We start from the raw sequence: 17,476 nt of genomic DNA, 5'->3' as shown, positions 1-17,476 counted from the left end.
CCGTCATCTCGTCAGCAGACGAGGTGGCGTGTGGTGATGCGGGTGTTGCGCAGCGGTCTCTGCTGCGGGTCGACCCATCGTGGTGGGGTCCAGGTCGGGAGCCGGTCGATCATCCGGCACGTCCAGCCCCGGGCCAGGAACTGGCGGTGGTGGTAGCGGCACAGCAGGGTCAGGTTGTCCAGATCGGTACGGCCCTTGTCGACCCAGGCGACGACGTGGTGGCGTTCGCACCACTCGGGCGGGTGCTCGCACCCTGGGAAGCTGCACCCGCCGTCTCGCGCGACGAGCGCCATCGTCTGGCCCGGTGTCGCCAGGCGGCTCGAACGGCCCATCGACAGCACCACACCCCGCGCGTCCACCACCGTCGGGAAGCAGACCGCGGAGTCCACCAGCTCGGCCACCGCCGCAGCCCCGAGGCGGGTGCCGTCGCTCGTCGTCCCCGCCCCGCGGCGCCGACGGAGGTCCTCGGCGCTGATCGTCACGATCACCGTCGCCGGGGTGCCACCGGAGTCGGGCAGCGTCCCCGAGCGCAGCAGCCGGTCGCAGACCTCCTCCAACGCGTCGTGTATCCGCTGACCGTGGTGACGCGGGTCGACCTCGGTCACCGACCGGCCCTCGACCTCACCCACCACGCTGTTCCTCGGTGCCGCCAAGGGTGAGAGGACCGCCTTCAGCTTCGCCCCGAGGGTCGGGGTCAGCCGGAACTCGCCCACGCACATCCCGTCCCGTGCGGTCCGCAGGGTGAGGTGGCGTCGTTCGGCGTCGACCTCGTCGGCCGGCAGGGTCCCGTCCGGGTCGACCCGCTCGACCACCTGCCGGGTCAGGTCGGCGAGCGGCTTCGGGGCGAACGCGACCACGAACCCGGCCATCAGCTCCTCCGCCGCGCTGACCTCGACCGGGTCGAAGCCACGATGATCGACGGTCGCGAGGGCGCGCAGGCACACGTCGACCTGCTCCGGGCTCGCCTCGCCCGACTCCTGCGCTGCGGCCAGGGCGGGGCGCAGCGGCGCAAGCACCTCGCCGGTCATCGAGCGTCGTGACCCGAGCTGCTCGGCAGCCCGCACGCGCCGGGCGGCCTCGCCGCGCGACAGGTGCAGCGCCCAGGTCAGGACCCCGGCCATGCTCCGCTGGGTCAACGTCTCGGGCAGCCGGCGGGCCTCGCCCTCGGCGACCAGCGCGTGGTCGAGCAGGGCGTGCCGGTTGCGCAGCCGCTCGACCCGCTGCAGCACCGCGACCAGGCCCAGGTCGTCGTGATCGACCAGGCCGCCGTCACCGACGAGCTTCAGCAGGTGCGCGAAGGCGGTCTCGCAGTCGTCGAGGGCGAGCTCGACCGGCGTCGCCTCCACCAGCCCGGCCCCGTCGTCCATGTGCAGGACACTACGGAAGGCCACTGACAGAAATCGAACAAAAAGGCGAATGAGGGTGGGTCGCGCCGGGATCGACATATGGACCGGCGCTCCGGCACCGGCCACTCGAACGAGATGACCCCGAAGGTCACCAGCCCCGCCGTCGCGGCGCCCGCCGAGGCCGCGAACAGCCAGAACGCCCGCGGGAGCCGGGGCGCGTCGTGGGCGACCTCGGCCGGTTCCGGGACGGGCCGGGCGCGCGCGGCGGGCGGGTCGATCCGGCGGCGCAGGACCAGGAGCACCACGATCGCGAGCGCCCCGGGCACGACCAGCACGGCGAACGCGGGCCAGAGCGCACCGGCGAGGGCGGCAACCCCGGCCACCAGCAGCGGGCCGGCGACGGCGCCCGACTGGTCCAGGGCCTTGTGCACCTGACCCAGGACCGCGTGGTGTCGGTGGCGACCGTCCCGCTCGTCTACGCCGCGGCCATGGGCGCCGAGGCCCTGGCCGCCCTGGCGACGGGGTGGGCGTACGACCGGGTCGGCGGCCGGGTGCTGCTCGTGCTGCCGCTGCTCGTCGCGCTGGTCCCGCCGCTGGCCTTCACCGGCTCGGCGCTCGTCGCGGTCGTCGGGGTCCTGCTCTGGGGCGCGGCGAACGGGCTGCAGGACTCGACGGTCAAGGCGCTCGTCGCCGACCTGGTGCCGCGCGGGCGGCGCGCCACCGCGTACGGCGTGTTCGCCGCGGTGCAGGGCGGCGCAGCCGTCGCCGGGGGAGCGCTGGCCGGCGCTCTCTACGAACGTTCGCTGCCCGCCCTGGTCGTCGTGGTGGGCGCGACGCAGGTCGTGGCCCTCGTGCTCTTGGTCACAACGCTGCGAAAGACGGTCCCGCGGGCGTCCGCACCGGACTACACAGGTGAATCATGACGTTGTCAAAGATGCCCTGACCAGGGCGGACACCATCGAGGACGCTGGCCACCCGGCCGGTCGACCTCCCCGGGTGCCCGCGCCGGCCATCGCCCGAGCGAGTTCCCGACGAAGCGAAGAGGTCGATCAGCCGTGGCCACCACCGCCGCCCCCCTGTCCAGCATCACCACCGCCCGTGCCGGCGCCAGCGTCGACACGAGCCAGCGGATCCGCCGCTACGCCATCACCATGGCCTTCCGGACGGCCTGCTTCCTGCTCGCCGTCACCGTCGCCCACGGGTGGCTCCAGTGGGCGCTGTTCGCCGGCGCCGTCTTCCTGCCCTACATGGGCGTCCTGCTGGCCAACCAGGCCGACGAGAAGGGCCTGCGCAAGCCGGCCCGCCCGGCCGACGACGACGCGCCGCAGCTGACGACGGGCCCCGAGCCCGAGTACGTCGAGGGCGTTGTCATCGACGACTCCGAGACGGTCTCCGGCACCGTCCGCTGACCGCGGCGGGGGACCTCCCCGCCCCGCCCGACCGAGCCCTCGCAGCGTCCGCTGCGGGGGCTTCCTGCTGCCCGGCGTGATCCGTGCGCATCAACCCGGGCCAGTCGGGTAGGAGGTGGGGACCGCCCACCACCTACCGCCAAGGAGCCGACCGTGACCGCCGCTGAGCTCGTGCTCGTCCGACACGGCGAGAGCATGGGGAACGTCGCCGCCGCGGCGGCCCACGAGGCCGACGCCGAGGTCATCGAGGTGGGCGAGCGCGACGCCGACGTCCCGCTCTCCGACCTCGGGCGCGACCAGGCCCGGGCGCTCGGGCGCGGGATCACGGACCTGCTGGCCGACGGCCGGCCCACCCTGGTGTGGTCGTCGACCTACGTCCGGGCCCGCCAGACCGCCGAGATCGCGCTGTCCGCGGCGGGCGAGGACCGCCGGGTCGCGCTCGACGAGCGGCTGCGCGACCGCGAGCTGGGGGTGCTCGACCTGCTGACCACCCGCGGGGTGCAGGCGCGCTTCCCGCTCGAGGCGGCGCGGCGCCGCTGGCTCGGCAAGTTCTACCACCGGCCCCCGGGCGGCGAGTCCTGGGCGGACGTGGTGCTGCGCGTCCGCAACTTCGTCCGCGACCTCGACGCCGTGCCCGAGGGGACCCGCGCCCTCCTCGTCTGCCACGACGCCCTGGTGCTGTCGTTCCGCTACGTCTGCGAGGCGCTCACCGAGGCGGAGGTGCTCGACATCGGGGCGTCGACGCCGGTGCTGAACGTCTCGATCACCCAGCTCGTCCGCGAGCCCGACCTGACCTGGTCGCTCGCCCGGTTCAACGACGTGGGCCACCTCGAGGCCTCCGACGTCCCCGTCACCCGCCACGGAAGCGAGAGCAGTGTCCACCCCTCCGACCGGCCCGACGACCACCCCCACGCGTGACCTGACCCCGAGCCTGCTGCGCGGCTGGGCCCTGCCCGACGTCGGCGACTCCAAGTACTCCCGGGGCCAGGTCCTGGTCGTCGGCGGAGCCGCCCGTACGCCCGGCGCCGCGCAGCTCGCCGGTCTCGCGGCCCTGCGGGTCGGGGCCGGCCACCTGACCCTCGCGGTCGCCGAGCAGGCCGCCGTGCCCATGGCCGTGGCGACGCCCGAGGCCGGCGTCTACGGCCTGCCGCAGAACCCGCAAGGCTCGGTGACCGGCGAGGGCGCTGCGCTGCTGGAGGACCAGCTCGGCTCGGCCGACGTGGTCGTGCTGGGTCCCGGGCTCGACGACCCCGAGCTCACCGCCGACCTGGTGCGCGCCGCGGTCCCGCTGCTCTCCGACGACGCGTGGCTCGTCCTCGACGCGTACGCACTCGGCGTGCTGCCCGGGATGAGGGAGGTCGTCGAGCCGCTGGCCGGGCGGCTCGTCCTCACCCCGAACTCCTCCGAGGGCGGCCGCCTCCTCGGGCGCGACCTCGACGACCTGGAGGCGGACGTGCGCGAGATCGCCCGCACCTACGGCGCTGTCGTCTCCTGCCAGACCCTCGTCGCCGACCCGGACGGTCGCTGCTGGCGCACCGGCGCCGGCCAGGTCGGGCTCGCCACGTCGGGCAGCGGCGACGTGCTGGCCGGGGCGGTCGCCGGTCTCCTGGCCCGCGGCACCGAGCCGGCGCAGGCGGTCTGCTGGGCCAGCCACGTGCACGCGGCCGCCGGCGACCGGCTCGCGGCGTCGGTGGGCCGGCTCGGCTTCCTGGCGAACGAGCTGCTGGCCGAGCTGCCCCGGGTCCTGGTCGAGCTCGGCGCCTAGCGGCGCGCAGGGGAGCCGGACCGCTCAGCCCCGCGGGCCCGGGGGCTCGTCGACCGGGCGGAGCTTCTCCGCCGGCACCCACTCGATGCTGAGGCGGTCGAGCGCCCAGACGACCGCCACCTGGGCCGACCAGCCGGTGGCGAGCCCCGACTGCTGGCGCTCGATCCGCCAGGCGATCACCAGGCCGGGGCCGTCGGGCCCGTGACCGCCGGGGTGCTGCACCCAGACGTGCCGGACCCGGGGCGTCACGGGTGCGTGCACCCGGCGGCCCGGTTGCTCCCAGCTGCTCGGCACCTGGCCATTATCGAACACGCGAGCGAAAACGGCGGCACGGCGCCCTGCGTGGGTGACGGGGGGCGGGGCGGGTGCGGGCGAGGCGGTTCGGCCGGGGGGCCACGGGTACACCTGGGTCAGGACGGACGTCGCCGTGACGTCCGCCCAGGTCGGGCGTGTTCAGCAGCGAAGCGCGTCGGGCCGCCCACCGTGGCGCCCGCACGTCTTGCGACCGCGTATCAGGAGGCCGGGACGAGGATGCTGGGCAGCGCCTCGACATGGGTGACCCCCGGCAGCCGGACCGTGAACTCGGCGCCGCCGTCGGCCGACCGACCGGCCCGTACGGTGCCGCCGTGGTCCTCGACCGTCTTCGCCACGATCGACAGCCCGAGGCCGGTGCCCTGCGTGTAACGCCCCGAGGCGCCGCGGAAGAACCGGTCGAAGACGTACGGCAGGTCCGCCTCGGCGATCCCCGGCCCGGAGTCGGCGACGACCAGGCGGTTGCCCGTCAGGCGCACGCGGATCGTGCTGTCCGGGGGGCTCCACTTCACCGCGTTGTCCAGCAGGTTCGTGACGGCGCGCTCGAGCCCGCCCGCGTCGCCGACGACGTGGAACTCCTCCAGCTGCAGGTCCAGGACACGGCCGCCCGCGCGGCGCCGGACCCGCTCCGCGGCGGCGCGCACCGGGTCGCGCAGGTCGAGGGGCGGAAGGCGGTCGCGGTGTCGTCGCGGGAGAGCTGCACCAGGTCGCGGACCATCGAGCTGAGCTCGGCGAGCTGCTCCCCGACGTCGTCGAGGACCCGGCCGCGCTGGGCCTGGGTGAGGACGTCGCGGTGCAGGTCCGTCCGCAGCAGGTCGACGTTCGTGGTCAGGCTGGTGAGCGGGGTGCGCAGCTCGTGCCCCGCGTCGGCGACCAGCCGGGTCTGACGCTCCCGGGTCTCGGCGAGGGTGCGCAGCAGGTCGTTGAAGGAGGCCGTCAGGTTCGCGAGGTCCCCCTGGGCGTAGCTGATCGAGACGGGCTGGAAGTCACGGGTCCGCGTCACGTGCTGCACAGCGTCGCTGAGCTGGTGGACGGGGTGCAGGCCCGAGCGGGCGACGAACGTGCTCGCCACCCCGGCCGCCAGCAGGCCCGCGAGGACCACGTTCAGCACGACCAGCTGCTGCGCGTCGAGGATGGAGTCGAGCGTGGTGAGCGGGCGCCCGACCACCAGGGCGCAGCCGGTCGTGCCGGCGGGCACGGCGGCGACGGTGTAGCGGTGCCCCTCCTCGTCGACGCCGGTGCGCAGGACGGGCTCCGCATCGCTCGCGGCGGCCCGGAGGTCGGCGGGGTCGAGGACCAGCCGTCCCGGCGAGCCCGGGACCCGCAGCACACGGCCGTCGGTGCACGTCGCCTCCACGAGCGTCCCGCCGGCCTGGCGCAGGTCCGGGCCCAGGGAGCCCGTTGCGGTGATCGAGCTCGCGGCGGGCGCGGCGAGGTCGTCGGCCATCGCCGTCGCGACCGACTGCGAGGCGCGTTGCAGGGTCACCCGGAGGGCGACGTAGCCCGCGAGGTTGGAGACGAGGATGGAGACGCTCACCAGCGCGACGACGAGCAGCGTGACCCGCCGGTGCAGCGGCCGTCGGGCGAGGCGTTCGAGGAGCGCCCTCACCGCGACCCGCCGGCGGGGACCGGGAGGCGAGCGGGGCCGGCGCCGGCTAGGCCTGGTCGAGCAGACCGGGCGACACCGGGGCCGCGACGACCGAGCGGGCGGCCTCCTCGAGGTCGACCTCCCACGTCACGGCCAGGCTGCGGAGGTGCGCAGCGGCCGTCTCGGCGTCGTGCCCGAGGCGGTACATGATCATGCCCTGCGCCAGCAGCACCACGGCCTCGGCGTCCGGCTCGGTCCTCGGGGCGCCGGACGAGGAACGGGCCGATGCGGGCCGGTCCGACCCGTGCCCGAGCTCCTCGAGCTCGCCCAGGGCGACGTACTCCGCGAGACCGCGACGGACCACCTCGCTCACCGTCTCCCCGCACGCCGCGGCACGGGCCTGGGCCGCCCGCCACAAGGGCTCGGGGACGCGGAGCGCCCTCAGCGGGGTGGTGGCCACTCATAGATCATCGGGCCCGGACGGGCCGAGGGGCGGCAGGTCCACGGTTCGGCGCGTCCGGGTGTCGTCCGGGTGCACGGGCTCCACGGCTCTCCGGGGATGCGGCGGCGGGAGCGTCGGTCGGGCCACGGTCGTCAACGCCGGTCAGCGGCGGCGGGGGCTGGGGCCAGCGGGGGCATCGAGACTCCTGGTGTCGCAGGGTCGGTCGCCCCCGCGACCGCCGTGTGTGCCATCTAGTGTATTAACAGATCTGAGAATAACTTCGAAGCGGGATAAAAAGTAACACCACCGTGGGGTCGTGTCCCCCGTACGGGTGATGGCGAAGTTCGTTCGTGCCCTATCAAATGCTGGTGTCGCCGATCGCGCGACCGCTGTAGGTCGACCTGGAGGGAGTGCTGATGGACCTGTACGGGCAGTTCCTCGGCGCGCTGCGAGGACGGCGTCGCGCGGGCCAGGACCCGACTCCCGCCGACCTCGCGCAGAGCGCCGCGACGGTCCTGGACGCCGACGCGGCGGCGGTGACGCTGGTGCAGCCCGTCGTGCGGCTCCCGATCGGGGCCACCGACGACCGTGCGCGGCTGGCGGAGCAGGTGCAGGCGACGGTGGGCAGCACGCCCTCCCTGCTCGCCGCCACCTCCTCGGCGCCGGTCGGCGTCGTCGAGGCCGAGCTGGCGGAGCTGTGGCCGCTGTTCCACCACGCGCTGACCCAGCGGACCGACGTCCGCTCCGTGACGTCCTTCGCGCTGCGCGAGGCGTCCGGGCACGTCTTCGCCGTCCTCGACCTCTACAGCGCCGACCCCACGTGGCGCCCCGCGGGACCGTTGGTCCCGCTGCAGGACTCGCTGATGGACCTGGTGGCCAAGATCCTCGGCGTCTGCATCGCCCGGCGGACGAGCGAGACCTGGTGGCCGGGCGACGGCAGCGCTCGCCGCCGTCAGGTCTGGGTGGCGGTCGGCATGCTCTGCGAGGCGGCCCAGGTCGGGGAGGACGACGCCATGGCGATGCTGCGCGCGTACGCCTTCGCCCACGACCTGCTGCTCGACGAGGTCGCCGCCGAGCTGATGGCCGGGCGGCTCGTGCCCGACCGCATCGTCCAGCGCGCCTGAACCGAGCGACCACGCGCGTCCGAGACGTCCGGTGCCCACGGCCCGGACGCGGAGCGGGCCCTCCCACCTGCCCGTGGGAGGGCCCGCGCCCGGCAGCTGCCGGCGGGTGGGGGGTTCGCCCCTCCGGTGCTGCTCGCCGGTCACGACCAGTCGGACGAGGGTCTCGGGGCGAACCCGGGCAAGGTCTGTGCGGCACAGCCGCGTCCCCGGACGGCGGGGTGCTGGACGGTCGGGGTCACGGTCCTCCTCGGGGTGAAGAGCGGTCACTGTCTATACGAGACGTGCGTCACGTCGGATTGGAGTGGGCTGTCCTTCTTCCGCTCTGCGTCGGAACTCGTGCTCCCGTGACGACCCGCCCGTCCTCGAGGTGGACGACCCGGTCCGCGGTCTCGAGCAGCGCGGGGTCGTGCGAGACGCACAGCACGGCCGCCCCACGTCGGGCCTCGTTGGCGACCAGGGCCCGGATGCGGGCGCTGCTGGCGGCGTCGAGGCCCGTGGTCGGCTCGTCGAGGAGGAGCAGGTCCGCTCGCCCGACGAGGCCCTGGGCGAGCAGGGCGCGCTGGCGCTGACCGCCGGACAGCACGGCGAACGGCCGGTCGGCCACGCCGGTCAGGTCGAGGCGCTCGAGCGCCTCGTCGACCGCGGCGCGTCGTCCGGTGCCCTGGCGACGGCGCACCTCCGGACGGCGCCAGGTCCCGACCGTCACCACGTCGCGCACGGTGACCGGGAGCCGGTCGGGGACCGCGGCGCGCTGCGGCACGAAGGCCACGGTGCGCGGCGCCGACCGCGTGCCCGCCGACGGTCGGCGTGTGCCCGCGACGACCTCGAGGAGGGTCGTCTTGCCGGCCCCGTTGGGTCCGGCGACCGCGGTGACCCGACCTGCCGAGAGCTCCAGGTCGACGCCACGCAGGGCGTGGTGGGCGCCGAAGTCGACCCGGACGCCGCGCAGGACCACGGCTCGGCCGGACGGTGACGAGGTGATGTCCACGGCTGCACGGTAACGCTCATGAAGTTGAAAGTCATTGTCGTTATCGCCTACGGTCTCGTCCCATGGACGTGCTGACCGCCGGGCTGCTGGAGCCCTTCTCCCTCGACCTCCTCCGGCGCGCCCTGCTCGGCGGCAGCCTGGTGGCGGTCCTCTGCGGCGTCATCGGCACCTGGGTGGTCGTGCGCGGCATGGCCTTCCTCGGGGAGGCGCTGGCTCACGGGATGCTCCCGGGCGTGGCGCTCGCCACCGTCCTCGGGTTGCCGGTGCTGGTCGGCGGGGCGCTCAGCGCGGTGGCGATGAGCCTCGGTGTCGCGGCGCTGCAGCGGCGCGGACGGCTGTCGTACGACACGAGCATCGGCCTGCTGTTCGTCGCGATGCTCGCCCTGGGCGTCATCGTCATCTCGCACTCGTCCAGCTTCGCCACCGACGCGACGGCCATCCTCTTCGGCGACATCCTCGCGATCACCCCGCTCGACCTGGTGCTGCTGGGCGTCGCCTCCGTCGTGGGCGTCGTCGCGGTGGCCCTCGCGCACCGCCCGCTGGTCGCGCTGGCGCTGGACCCGCGGGTGGCCGCCGTGCTCGGTCTGCGCCCGCGGCTCGCCCAGGCCGTGCTCGTCGGGCTCGTCACCCTGGCCGTCGTCGCGTCGTACCAGGCGGTCGGCTCGCTCCTCGTCGTCGGCCTGCTGCTCGCCCCAGCGGTCGCCGCCGGGCACTGGACCGCGCGCATCCCCACCCGGATGGTGCTCGCCGCGGTCCTCGGGGTCGTCGCGGTCCTCGTCGGGCTGGTCGTCTCCTGGTACGCCGCGACCGCGGCCGGGGCGTCGGTCGCCGCGGCCGCGATCGCGATCGCCGGGCTGTCCTGGGCCGCCCGCGGTGCCACGACGGCCCTGACCGCCCGGCCCTCTTTGCGGTCCCTGCCCGCCTGAACCCCTCCACCGGCCCGCTCCTCACCGACCCCGAAGGATCTCGTGCACCCCCGTCTCGTCCCCGCCCTCGCGGCGTCCGCCTCACTCGCGCTCCTGTGCGGCACGACCGCCTGCGCCGGTCGACCCTCGGCTGCTCCCGTCGAGGCGCCGCCCGCGGCGGCCGGCGACGCCCACGGCGCCGTCCCCGGTGCCGAGGAGGTCGCCGAGCCGCAGCTCGGCCTGACGGCGGTCGACGCGTCGGGCGCGGTGCGCCACCTCGACCTGCTCGACGAGACGGTCACCGAGCTCGGCACGGTCGGGCGCCCGAGCGCGGTCAGCACCGACGGGCGCTACGTCTTCGGCCGGACGCCGGCGGGCGTCGAGGTCGTCGACAGCGGCCGCTGGACCTGGGACCACGTCGACCACGTCCACCACTACCGCGCCTCGCCACGGCTGCTGGGTGTCGTCGCGGGCGGGGGAGACGCTGCGGTGGCGACGACGAACCTCTCGACCAGCGGGGGACGGGGGTCTTCTTCGCCGGCTCCGGCGAGGCCGTGCTGCTCGACACCGAGGCGCTGTCGCGGGGTGAGGTCGGCGAACGCTTCCGCCTGCGGACCACGCCGCACGCCGGGATGGTCGTACCCGTCGGCTCGTACGCGCTGGTGACGCAGGCGCGGGACGGCGTGGCCTCGTCGGTCGTCGGCCGTGCCGCCGACGGGAGCCCGACCGGGACGGAGGAGCCGTGCGTCGCCGCCTCGGGGACGATCGCGACCCGCGTGGGCGCCGTCGTGGGCTGCCGTGACGGCGCGCTGCTCGCCCGCGTCGAGGACGACCGGCTCCGGGTCGAGCGCATCCCGTACCCCGACGGCACGACCGCGGCGCCGGCCACGTCCTTCGCCGGCCGGGAGGGACGCCCGACGGTCGCCGGGCTCGCCGGTGCGGGCGGGACCGACGGGGTCTGGCTGCTCGACACCCGTGAGCGGTCGTGGCGGCTCCTCCCGTCGCCCGAGCCCCTGGTCGCGGTCAGCGCCGTCGACGACCGCGACGAGCACGTGCTCGCCCTGAGCGCCCGTGGCCGGTTGCTCGTCCTCGACGGTTCGGCGGGTGCGGACGGAGCCGTGCTGGCCCGCACGGACGTCCTCGCCGGGCGGTCCCTGGCTGCCGGTGCCACCCCGGTCCTCGTCGTCGACGCCCAGCGGGCGTACCTCGGCGCCCCCGTCGAGGGACGCGTCCACGAGATCGACGTCGCCGACGACGCGCGCGTCGCCCGGACCTTCGACCAGCTCGGCGACCCGTTCTTCGTCGCCGGGACGGGCCGGTGACCGCCCGCAGGCCCGGCGGCCGGGGCCGCGCGCTGGCCGGCCTCCTGGTCGCCGCGGCGCTCGCCCTGGCCGGCTGCACCGCGACGACCGACGACCGGCCGCGGGTCGTCGTCTCCACCAACGTCCTCGGCGACGTCGTCGGCGAGCTCGTCGGCGACCAGGCCGAGGTCATGACGCTCATGAAGCCCGACGCGGACCCGCACTCCTTCCAGGTCTCCGCGCAGGAGGCGGCGCGGCTGCGCTCGTCCGACCTCGTCGTGTCGAACGGGCTCGGGCTCGAGGAGGGGCTGCAGCGCCACCTCGACGCGGCGGCGGCGGACGGCGTCCGCACCTTCGTGGCCGGCGACGTCGTCGAGGTGCTCGACCACGCCACCGGCGACGCCGCCGGCACCCCCGACCCGCACCTGTGGACCGACCCCGCGCGGATGCTCGACGTCGTCGACGCCCTGCAGCCCGTGCTGGCCGGCCTCGACGGCGTGGACCCCGAGCAGCTCGCGGCCCGCACGGCGGCGTACCGGGGCCGGCTCGAGGCGCTCGACGCCGAGATGGTGGCGGCCTTCGCCGCGATCCCCGCCGATCGGCGCGCGCTGGTGACGAACCACCACGTCTTCGGCTACCTCGCTCAGCGCTTCGACTTCCGCGTCGTCGGCGCGGTGGTGCCGAGCGGCACGACGCTCGCCGCGCCGTCCTCCTCCGACCTCGCCGACCTCGTCACCGCCGTCCGCGAGGCGGGCGTGCCCGTCGTGTTCGCGGAGTCGTCGTCGCCGGACCGGCTCGCCCGGGCGCTCGCCCGCGAGGCCGGTGTGCAGGTGCGCGTGGTCGAGCTCTACACCGAGTCGCTCACCGCCGCGGACGGGGGAGCGCCCACCTACCTGGACATGATGCGCGCCAACACGGAGCGCATCGCCGACGGGCTCTCGTCCTGAGCCGCGTCGTCACCCCGAGAGAAGAGAGACACATCATGAACACGTCCTCCGCGCGCCGCACCGGTCTGCCGGCCCTGGCCCTGGGCACCGTCGTCGTCCTCGCCGGCTGCTCGTCGACCGGCACGTCGGGCTCCGCGCCCCCGGGCGCCTCCGCCGAGCCGGGTGCGCGCCTGGCCGTCTCCTACGGCGGCGGTGTGCGCGTCCTCGACGGGGCGAGCCTCCGGAGCGTCTCCGACTTCGCATCGGAGGAGTTCACCCGGCTCAACCCGGCCGGCGACGATCGCCACGTGCTCGTCACGACCAGCCGCGGCTTCCAGGTGCTCGACACCGGGGCCGGAACGACCACGACGGGGGCCCTGACCGACCGCGTCTTCGCCGCCGACACCCCTGGCCACGTCGTCCGGCACGCGGGCCGGACCGTGCTCTACGCCGACGGCACCAGTGACACCACCGTCTTCGACCCCGCCGCGCTCGCCGCGTCGGACGCCCTGCCGCAGAGCCGGACGATCGAGGGCACGCAGGCCCATCACGGCGTGTCGGTCGTGCTCGAGGACGGGACCTTCCTGACGACGGTCGGCGACGCCGACGGGCGCACGGGGATCACCGTGCAGGACCCGTCGGGCCGCACGGTCGCGACCAGCGACCGGTGCCCGGGCGTGCACGGCGAGGGCACGGCGAGGGGCGAGGCCGTCGTCCTGGGCTGCGAGGACGGGGCGCTGCTCTACCGCGACGGGGAGATCACCAAGCTCGACGCGCCCGGTGACTACGCCCGGATGGGCAACGCCTACGTCAGCGAGACCAGCCCGGTCGTCGTCGGCGACCACAAGGACGACCCGGACGCCGAGGGCTACCTCCTCGACCAGATCACGCTGATCGACACCGACCGCAGGACGCTCGAGGTCGTCGACCTGCCCGAGGGCGTGGAGTACACGTTCCGCGGCGTCGCCCGCGGTCCCGGCGACCTGGCCTACGTCCTGGGCACCGACGGCGCCGTCCACGAGCTCGACCCGCGCGACGGCACCGTCCGGCGCTCGATGCCCGTGGTCGCGCCGTGGGAGGGCCCGGCCGAGTGGCAGGACCCGCACCCGGCGATCGTGGTGAGCGGCAGCACCGCGTACGTCACCGAGCCCGCCACCCGCTCGGTCCACGCCCTCGACCTGACCACGGGCGAGAGGACGGCGACCGGCACGCTCGACGTCGTGCCGAACGAGGTCGCGGTGGCGTCGGGCCCCGCGGCCTGACCGCGGCGGTGGCTCTGCCGGAAGGGCTCGAGCGGTAGGGCCTAGGGCGCCGGCCGCTCGGGGAGCCCGTCGCGCAGGAGGGTCCACAGCTGCAGGACGACCTCGTGGCTGAACCGGGAGGCGTCGGTGGGCCCGCGCAGGACGTCGGTGAGGGAGGGCTCGGTCACGGGGTCCTCCTCGAGGTCGCGGACGGCCATCCACCAGTCCGCGAACCAGCGGGTGTCGCCGTGGTCGTCCCAGATGAGCGTGACGTCGCGGTGCCGGTGGTCGGCGCGGATCGTCGCGTAGAGCGCTCGGACCTCCTCGTCCCCGCCCTCGAGCAGCTGGACGAAGCGCCCCTGGCGGTGCAGCAGGACGCCCGTGACGTCCATCGACCGGTTCTTGGCCCGGGCCACGCGCAGCAGCTCGAGCAGCTCGGGCCGAGACCACGGCGTCGAGGTGCTCATGTAGGCGAGCTGGTACGGCACACCCTCAGGTTAGAGCGCGACAGCCGACCGGGATGATCTGGGCGACTTCTCAACGCTGGTTGGACTCCGGGACCTTGAGCAAAGGAAAGCCTGCTATTTTGCTGAGAGCCGGCGGCAGCAGCCGCTCCGGTGACGAAGCGGAAGCCTCCGGGCCCGCGGTGGGGAGAAGCGTGCCTGCATCGCTCGAGCACGGGTCCGACGTGACGGACGCCGCCGGCGTCTTCCCGGTCGACGGCACCGCCGAGACGGTGGCGGAGGCCGCCCGCAAGCTGCGGGCGCTGATCATGGCGGGGGAGCGCTACCGGACCGCCCTGGCGAGCTCCACCGGGCTGGGGACGACGGAGAGCCAGGCGATCGGCTACCTGTTCGTGCACGGGTCCCGGGGCCAGTCCGACCTGGCACGCGACCTCGGGCTCACCAGCAGCGCGGCGACGGCGCTGGTCGACCGCCTGGAGCGCCGTGGCGTGGCGGCACGCACGCGGCACGCGAACGACCGTCGACGTCTGCTGGTGTCGCTCACCGAGTACGGCGAGGCGCTGGCGGTCCGCAGCCAGGAGCCCCTGCTCGACACCTTGAACCTCGTGCCCGCGTCCGACCTGGAGATCGTGGCGACGTGGCTGGGTGTGATGGCCGACCACCTGCAGGCGCGCAGCTCCTGACGTGACTCCCTCGACCCCGGACGAGCCGGGCACCCGGCATGAGGACGACGTCCTCCTGCGCGACGCGCTGTCCGAGCTCGAAAGGCGCCGGACGGTGGAGATCGCCACGGGCGTCCTCATGTGGCGCCACGGCCTGGACGCCGACGAGGCATGGACGATGCTCGCCGAACTCGCCGACGAGCAGGGGGTGAGCGTGGCCACGATGGCCTACCGCCTCCAGCTCCCCGGCTCCTAGGAGCCGGGCGAGGTCCGGCGGGGAGCCGTGCCGTCGGCGACCGGCTCGGGCCGGAGCAGCCGGTCGAGCAGCGCGAGCGCGCCGACCTGGTCGACGTCCGGGTCGAGCAGCCACTGGGTCTGCAGCCCGTCGGAGGCGGCGACGACGAGCGCGGCCACCTGCTCGGCGTCGAGGTCGGCGCGCAGGCGCCCGTCCGCCTGCCGGGTCCTGATCGTCTCGACCAGGCCGGCCCGGACCGCGGCGAAGCGCTGCGTCGCGAAGTCGGTCGCCGCGGGGTGGCCCTCCTCGAGCGCGGAGGCGACGAGCGTCGTGTAGAGCTGGACCATCCCGGGCACCTCGCGGTTCCGCTCGGCCGAGCGCCGCATCATCTCGACGGGGGAGACGTCGGTGGCGCGGTGGCCCTCGCGCCCGAGGCGGCGCGTGTACTCCTCGTAGACGTCGACCAGCAGCCGCTCCAGGCTGCCGAAGTGGTGGATCAGCGCGGCGTGGGTGACCCCGACCTGCTCGGCGATGGCCCGCAGGCTGGTCTGGCCGGCCCCGCGGCGGGCGAAGACCTCGATGGCCGCGTCGAGGATCTCCTGGCGCCGGGCGCGGCCCTTCGCGTACGCGCCGCGCGGCCGGGAGGGTGGTGCGTCGCGGTCGGCCACGAGCCGATGCTAGGCCACCTCCGCCCCCAATACCTCCAGGTGGATGTTTTGCTACAGTCCGGGGGAGAACAGCCCGTCGACACCATCAAGGAAGAGAGACGTCGTGGCCCTGCCTGTTGCCTCCGTGCAGCTCTACTCGCTCGCCGAGGAGTTCTCGGCCGACATGAGCTCCTCGCTCGAGCGCCTCGCGGCGATCGGGCTGAAGAACGTGGAGGCGTTCGACTTCGTCCGGCGCCCCGACGAGATCCGGACGGCGCTGGACGCCGCCGGGCTGGCCTCGCCGACCGGGCACGCCCCGCTGCTGTCCGACGAGCTGTGGACCCCCGACGGCTCGATCCCCACGCCCAAGCCCGAGGTCGTCTTCGAGGCGGCCGCGAAGATCGGCATGACGACGGTGATCGACCCCTTCGTCGCCCCCGACCGCTGGCAGACCGAGGACGGCGTCAAGGACATCGCCGACCGGCTCAACGCCGCCGCCGAGGTCGCCGCCGGCTACGGGCTCACCGTGGGGTACCACAACCACGCGCAGGAATTCGTCGCCTCCTTCGACGGCCAGACCGCGTACGAGCGGTTCATCGAGCTGACCGAGGACCGCGTCGTCATCGAGCTCGACCTCTTCTGGGCGCTGACCGGCGGCCAGGACGTCCCGGCGCTCGTCACCCGGCTCGGCGACCGCCTCGTCGCGCAGCACGTCAAGGACGGCGTGGCCCCGGCGAGCAACCCCTTCGTCCCCGGCGCACCGAAGTTCAGCTCCGACAGCCTGGACCAGCGCCGGGCCGGCGAGGGGCAGGTCCCGCTCGTCGAGTCGCTGCAGGCTGCGACCGCCCTGCAGTACGCGGTGATCGAGTACGACCACGCGCCCGGTGACGTCTTCGACGACGTCGCGGCCTCGTACGCCTTCCTCGTCGAGGGCGGGTACGCCCGATGAGCCCGGTCGGCGTCGGCATCATCGGCGTGGGTGTCATCAGCGACACCTACCTGGAGAACCTCGCCTCCTTCCCCGACGTCGAGGTGCTCGCGGTCGGCGACCTCATCGCCGACCGCGCCCGCTCGCAGGCGGAGAAGCACGGCGTGCCGGCCCACGGGAGCGGCGAGGACGTCCTCGCGCACCCCGGCGTCGAGCTGGTCGTCAACCTGACCACCCCGGACGCGCACATCGAGGTCACCTCGGCCGCGATCAAGGCGGGCAAGCACGTCTGGTCGGAGAAGCCGCTGGGCCTCGACCGGGCCGCGGCCGCCGCCCTGCTCGAGCAGGCGGAGGCCGCCGGCGTCCGCATCGGCTCAGCGCCCGACACCCTGCTCGGGCCGGGTTTCCAGAGCGCCAAGCGGGCGATCGGCGCCGGCGTGATCGGCGAGCCGCTGTTCGCCCAGACCGCGTTCCAGACCCAGGGTCCGGACCTGTGGCACCCGAACCCGGGGTTCCTCTTCGCCCAGGGCGCGGGGCCGCTGCTCGACATGGGCCCGTACTACTTCTCCGCCCTCGTGAGCCTGCTCGGCCCGGTCGACCGCGTCGCCGCGGTCGGCATGAAGGCGCGCGAGGAGCGCCAGATCCACACCGGGCCCGACGCCGGCACGACCTTCCCGGTCGAGGTCCCCTCGACCATCCAGGTCCTCACCGCCTTCGAGGGCGGCACGCAGGCGCAGAGCCTGCTGAGCTTCGACTCCGCCCTCGAGCGGCACGGGATCCTGGAGATCCACGGCACCGACGGCTCGATCGTCCTGCCCGACCCCAACCAGTTCACGGGACGGACCGCGTACGTGAAGCCGCTCGGCGTGCTGCGCGACGGCATGTCGGTCGAGCAGCCGTGGATCGAGGTCGAGGAGAAGGGCGCGGTCGTCGGCCGCGGCCTCGGCGTCCTCGACATGGTCCGCTCGATCGCGGCCGGCCGCCCGCACGTGGCCTCCGGCGAGCTCGGCAACCACGCGGTCGACATCATGCTGTCGGCCCAGGAGTCGGCCGCCACCGAGCAGTTCGTCAAGGTCCGGAGCACCGTCGGGCCGGTCCCGCTGCTGCCCGACGACTTCGACCCGTTCGCCTCGACGCTGTAGGACCCAGGTCCTGGTCCACGGGCGCACCTAGCCCGTGGACCAGGCGCGGTC

At 74.6% G+C, this 17,476-nt stretch carries 22 protein-coding genes; 14 read left to right on the top strand and 8 right to left on the bottom strand.

What is annotated here, in order from left to right; translation table 11 throughout:
* Positions 1–11 precede the first annotated feature (11 nt).
* Positions 12–1,367, bottom strand: a complete 1,356-nt coding sequence (locus BLU42_RS08535; protein WP_172825771.1) for an HNH endonuclease signature motif containing protein — start codon at positions 1,365–1,367, stop codon at positions 12–14.
* A gap of 200 nt (positions 1,368–1,567) precedes the next feature.
* Here BLU42_RS08535 and BLU42_RS08530 point away from each other — a divergent pair, with 200 nt between their 5' ends.
* The 4 genes from BLU42_RS08530 to BLU42_RS08515 all read left to right on the top strand — a co-directional run bounded on the left by BLU42_RS08530 (position 1,568) and on the right by BLU42_RS08515 (position 4,520).
* Positions 1,568–2,269, top strand: coding sequence for an MFS transporter (locus BLU42_RS08530; protein WP_091074077.1), 702 nt, complete (start codon positions 1,568–1,570; stop codon positions 2,267–2,269).
* A gap of 132 nt (positions 2,270–2,401) precedes the next feature.
* The gene (locus tag BLU42_RS08525; RefSeq protein ID WP_091074076.1) at positions 2,402–2,755 is read left to right on the top strand and encodes a DUF3099 domain-containing protein; all 354 of its coding nucleotides are present in this window, start codon (positions 2,402–2,404) and stop codon (positions 2,753–2,755) included.
* Positions 2,756–2,908: 153 nt separating this feature from the next.
* On the top strand, positions 2,909–3,673 hold the full coding sequence (locus tag BLU42_RS08520; RefSeq protein ID WP_197680677.1) for a histidine phosphatase family protein: 765 nt from the start codon (positions 2,909–2,911) through the stop codon (positions 3,671–3,673).
* Positions 3,630–4,520: an NAD(P)H-hydrate dehydratase gene (locus BLU42_RS08515; protein WP_197680676.1), complete on the top strand. Its 891-nt coding sequence runs from the start codon at positions 3,630–3,632 to the stop codon at positions 4,518–4,520. The genes BLU42_RS08520 and BLU42_RS08515 overlap by 44 nt, the downstream gene beginning before the upstream one ends.
* Before the next feature lie 24 nt (positions 4,521–4,544).
* On the opposite strand, the gene BLU42_RS08510 is transcribed toward BLU42_RS08515, so the two are convergent.
* The 4 genes from BLU42_RS08510 to BLU42_RS08495 form a co-directional block, all read right to left on the bottom strand.
* The gene (locus tag BLU42_RS08510) at positions 4,545–4,814 is read right to left on the bottom strand and encodes a hypothetical protein (protein ID WP_157719889.1); all 270 of its coding nucleotides are present in this window, start codon (positions 4,812–4,814) and stop codon (positions 4,545–4,547) included.
* A 218-nt stretch (positions 4,815–5,032) separates the two neighbouring features.
* A complete protein-coding gene (locus BLU42_RS08505; RefSeq protein ID WP_172825716.1) occupies positions 5,033–5,344 on the bottom strand; it encodes a sensor histidine kinase in 312 nt (103 codons plus the stop codon).
* A complete protein-coding gene (locus tag BLU42_RS08500) occupies positions 5,341–6,441 on the bottom strand; it encodes a histidine kinase dimerization/phospho-acceptor domain-containing protein (RefSeq protein ID WP_091074073.1) in 1,101 nt (366 codons plus the stop codon). Before BLU42_RS08500 ends, BLU42_RS08505 begins: the two co-directional genes overlap by 4 nt.
* A 46-nt stretch (positions 6,442–6,487) precedes the next feature.
* Complete coding sequence (locus BLU42_RS08495; protein ID WP_091074072.1) at positions 6,488–6,880, bottom strand: ANTAR domain-containing protein; 393 nt, start codon at positions 6,878–6,880, stop codon at positions 6,488–6,490.
* 398 nt (positions 6,881–7,278) lie between these two features.
* On the opposite strand from BLU42_RS08495, the gene BLU42_RS08490 reads away from it, so the two are divergent.
* The gene (locus BLU42_RS08490; RefSeq protein WP_157719888.1) at positions 7,279–7,986 is read left to right on the top strand and encodes an ANTAR domain-containing protein; all 708 of its coding nucleotides are present in this window, start codon (positions 7,279–7,281) and stop codon (positions 7,984–7,986) included.
* Between the two features lie 286 nt (positions 7,987–8,272).
* On the opposite strand, the gene aztA is transcribed toward BLU42_RS08490, so the two are convergent.
* Positions 8,273–8,974 (bottom strand): zinc ABC transporter ATP-binding protein AztA, encoded by a 702-nt coding sequence (gene aztA / locus BLU42_RS08485; protein WP_197680675.1) that lies wholly within the window; start codon positions 8,972–8,974, stop codon positions 8,273–8,275.
* 62 nt (positions 8,975–9,036) lie between these two features.
* On the opposite strand from aztA, the gene aztB reads away from it, so the two are divergent.
* Genes aztB through aztD form a run of 5 tightly spaced genes read left to right on the top strand, consistent with a single transcriptional unit; the run spans position 9,037 to position 13,368 of the window.
* Positions 9,037–9,900 (top strand): zinc ABC transporter permease AztB, encoded by an 864-nt coding sequence (aztB, locus tag BLU42_RS08480; RefSeq protein ID WP_091074070.1) that lies wholly within the window; start codon positions 9,037–9,039, stop codon positions 9,898–9,900.
* 42 nt (positions 9,901–9,942) lie between these two features.
* A complete protein-coding gene (locus tag BLU42_RS21055; protein WP_197680674.1) occupies positions 9,943–10,545 on the top strand; it encodes a hypothetical protein in 603 nt (200 codons plus the stop codon).
* Entirely contained in the window at positions 10,512–11,201 is a 690-nt protein-coding gene (locus BLU42_RS21050; protein ID WP_197680673.1) for a hypothetical protein, read from the top strand. The genes BLU42_RS21055 and BLU42_RS21050 overlap by 34 nt, the downstream gene beginning before the upstream one ends.
* Positions 11,198–12,127, top strand: a complete 930-nt coding sequence (gene aztC, locus BLU42_RS08470) for a zinc ABC transporter substrate-binding protein AztC (protein ID WP_091074069.1) — start codon at positions 11,198–11,200, stop codon at positions 12,125–12,127. The genes BLU42_RS21050 and aztC overlap by 4 nt, the downstream gene beginning before the upstream one ends.
* A gap of 35 nt (positions 12,128–12,162) precedes the next feature.
* Entirely contained in the window at positions 12,163–13,368 is a 1,206-nt protein-coding gene (gene aztD / locus BLU42_RS08465; RefSeq protein ID WP_091074068.1) for a zinc metallochaperone AztD, read from the top strand.
* A 41-nt stretch (positions 13,369–13,409) separates the two neighbouring features.
* Here the strand turns inward: aztD and BLU42_RS08460 are convergent, their stop codons facing one another.
* Entirely contained in the window at positions 13,410–13,835 is a 426-nt protein-coding gene (locus tag BLU42_RS08460) for a BLUF domain-containing protein (RefSeq protein ID WP_091074067.1), read from the bottom strand.
* Positions 13,836–14,005: 170 nt separating this feature from the next.
* Between BLU42_RS08460 and BLU42_RS08455 the strand changes: the two genes are divergently transcribed.
* Positions 14,006–14,494: a MarR family winged helix-turn-helix transcriptional regulator gene (locus tag BLU42_RS08455; protein WP_197680672.1), complete on the top strand. Its 489-nt coding sequence runs from the start codon at positions 14,006–14,008 to the stop codon at positions 14,492–14,494.
* Position 14,495: 1 nt separating this feature from the next.
* Positions 14,496–14,729: an ANTAR domain-containing protein gene (locus tag BLU42_RS08450; protein WP_091074066.1), complete on the top strand. Its 234-nt coding sequence runs from the start codon at positions 14,496–14,498 to the stop codon at positions 14,727–14,729.
* Here BLU42_RS08450 and BLU42_RS21595 read toward each other — a convergent pair.
* Positions 14,726–15,376, bottom strand: a complete 651-nt coding sequence (locus BLU42_RS21595; protein WP_091074065.1) for a TetR/AcrR family transcriptional regulator — start codon at positions 15,374–15,376, stop codon at positions 14,726–14,728. The two genes, BLU42_RS08450 and BLU42_RS21595, sit on opposite strands and share 4 nt — an antisense overlap.
* 103 nt (positions 15,377–15,479) lie before the next feature.
* Here BLU42_RS21595 and BLU42_RS08440 point away from each other — a divergent pair, with 103 nt between their 5' ends.
* Together BLU42_RS08440 and BLU42_RS08435 are read left to right on the top strand one after the other, a co-directional pair.
* The gene (locus BLU42_RS08440) at positions 15,480–16,304 is read left to right on the top strand and encodes a sugar phosphate isomerase/epimerase family protein (protein WP_091074064.1); all 825 of its coding nucleotides are present in this window, start codon (positions 15,480–15,482) and stop codon (positions 16,302–16,304) included.
* A complete protein-coding gene (locus BLU42_RS08435; RefSeq protein ID WP_091074063.1) occupies positions 16,301–17,425 on the top strand; it encodes a Gfo/Idh/MocA family protein in 1,125 nt (374 codons plus the stop codon). Before BLU42_RS08440 ends, BLU42_RS08435 begins: the two co-directional genes overlap by 4 nt.
* The last annotated feature ends 51 nt before the right edge of the window (positions 17,426–17,476 follow it).

The sequence above is a fragment of the Microlunatus sagamiharensis genome (assembly GCF_900105785.1).
Classification (GTDB): domain Bacteria; phylum Actinomycetota; class Actinomycetes; order Propionibacteriales; family Propionibacteriaceae; genus Microlunatus; species Microlunatus sagamiharensis.
This window is presented reverse-complemented; position numbering and strand designations above follow the sequence as displayed.

Coding starts and splice junctions, on each gene's coding strand:
- BLU42_RS21050 (WP_197680673.1), top strand. CDS start 10,512: ATGGTCGTACCCGTCGGCTCGTACGCGCTGGTGACGCAGGCGCGGGAC.
- BLU42_RS08435 (WP_091074063.1), top strand. CDS start 16,301: ATGAGCCCGGTCGGCGTCGGCATCATCGGCGTGGGTGTCATCAGCGAC.
- BLU42_RS08535 (WP_172825771.1), bottom strand. CDS start 1,367: ATGGACGACGGGGCCGGGCTGGTGGAGGCGACGCCGGTCGAGCTCGCC.
- BLU42_RS08490 (WP_157719888.1), top strand. CDS start 7,279: ATGGACCTGTACGGGCAGTTCCTCGGCGCGCTGCGAGGACGGCGTCGC.
- aztD (WP_091074068.1), top strand. CDS start 12,163: ATGAACACGTCCTCCGCGCGCCGCACCGGTCTGCCGGCCCTGGCCCTG.
- aztB (WP_091074070.1), top strand. CDS start 9,037: ATGGACGTGCTGACCGCCGGGCTGCTGGAGCCCTTCTCCCTCGACCTC.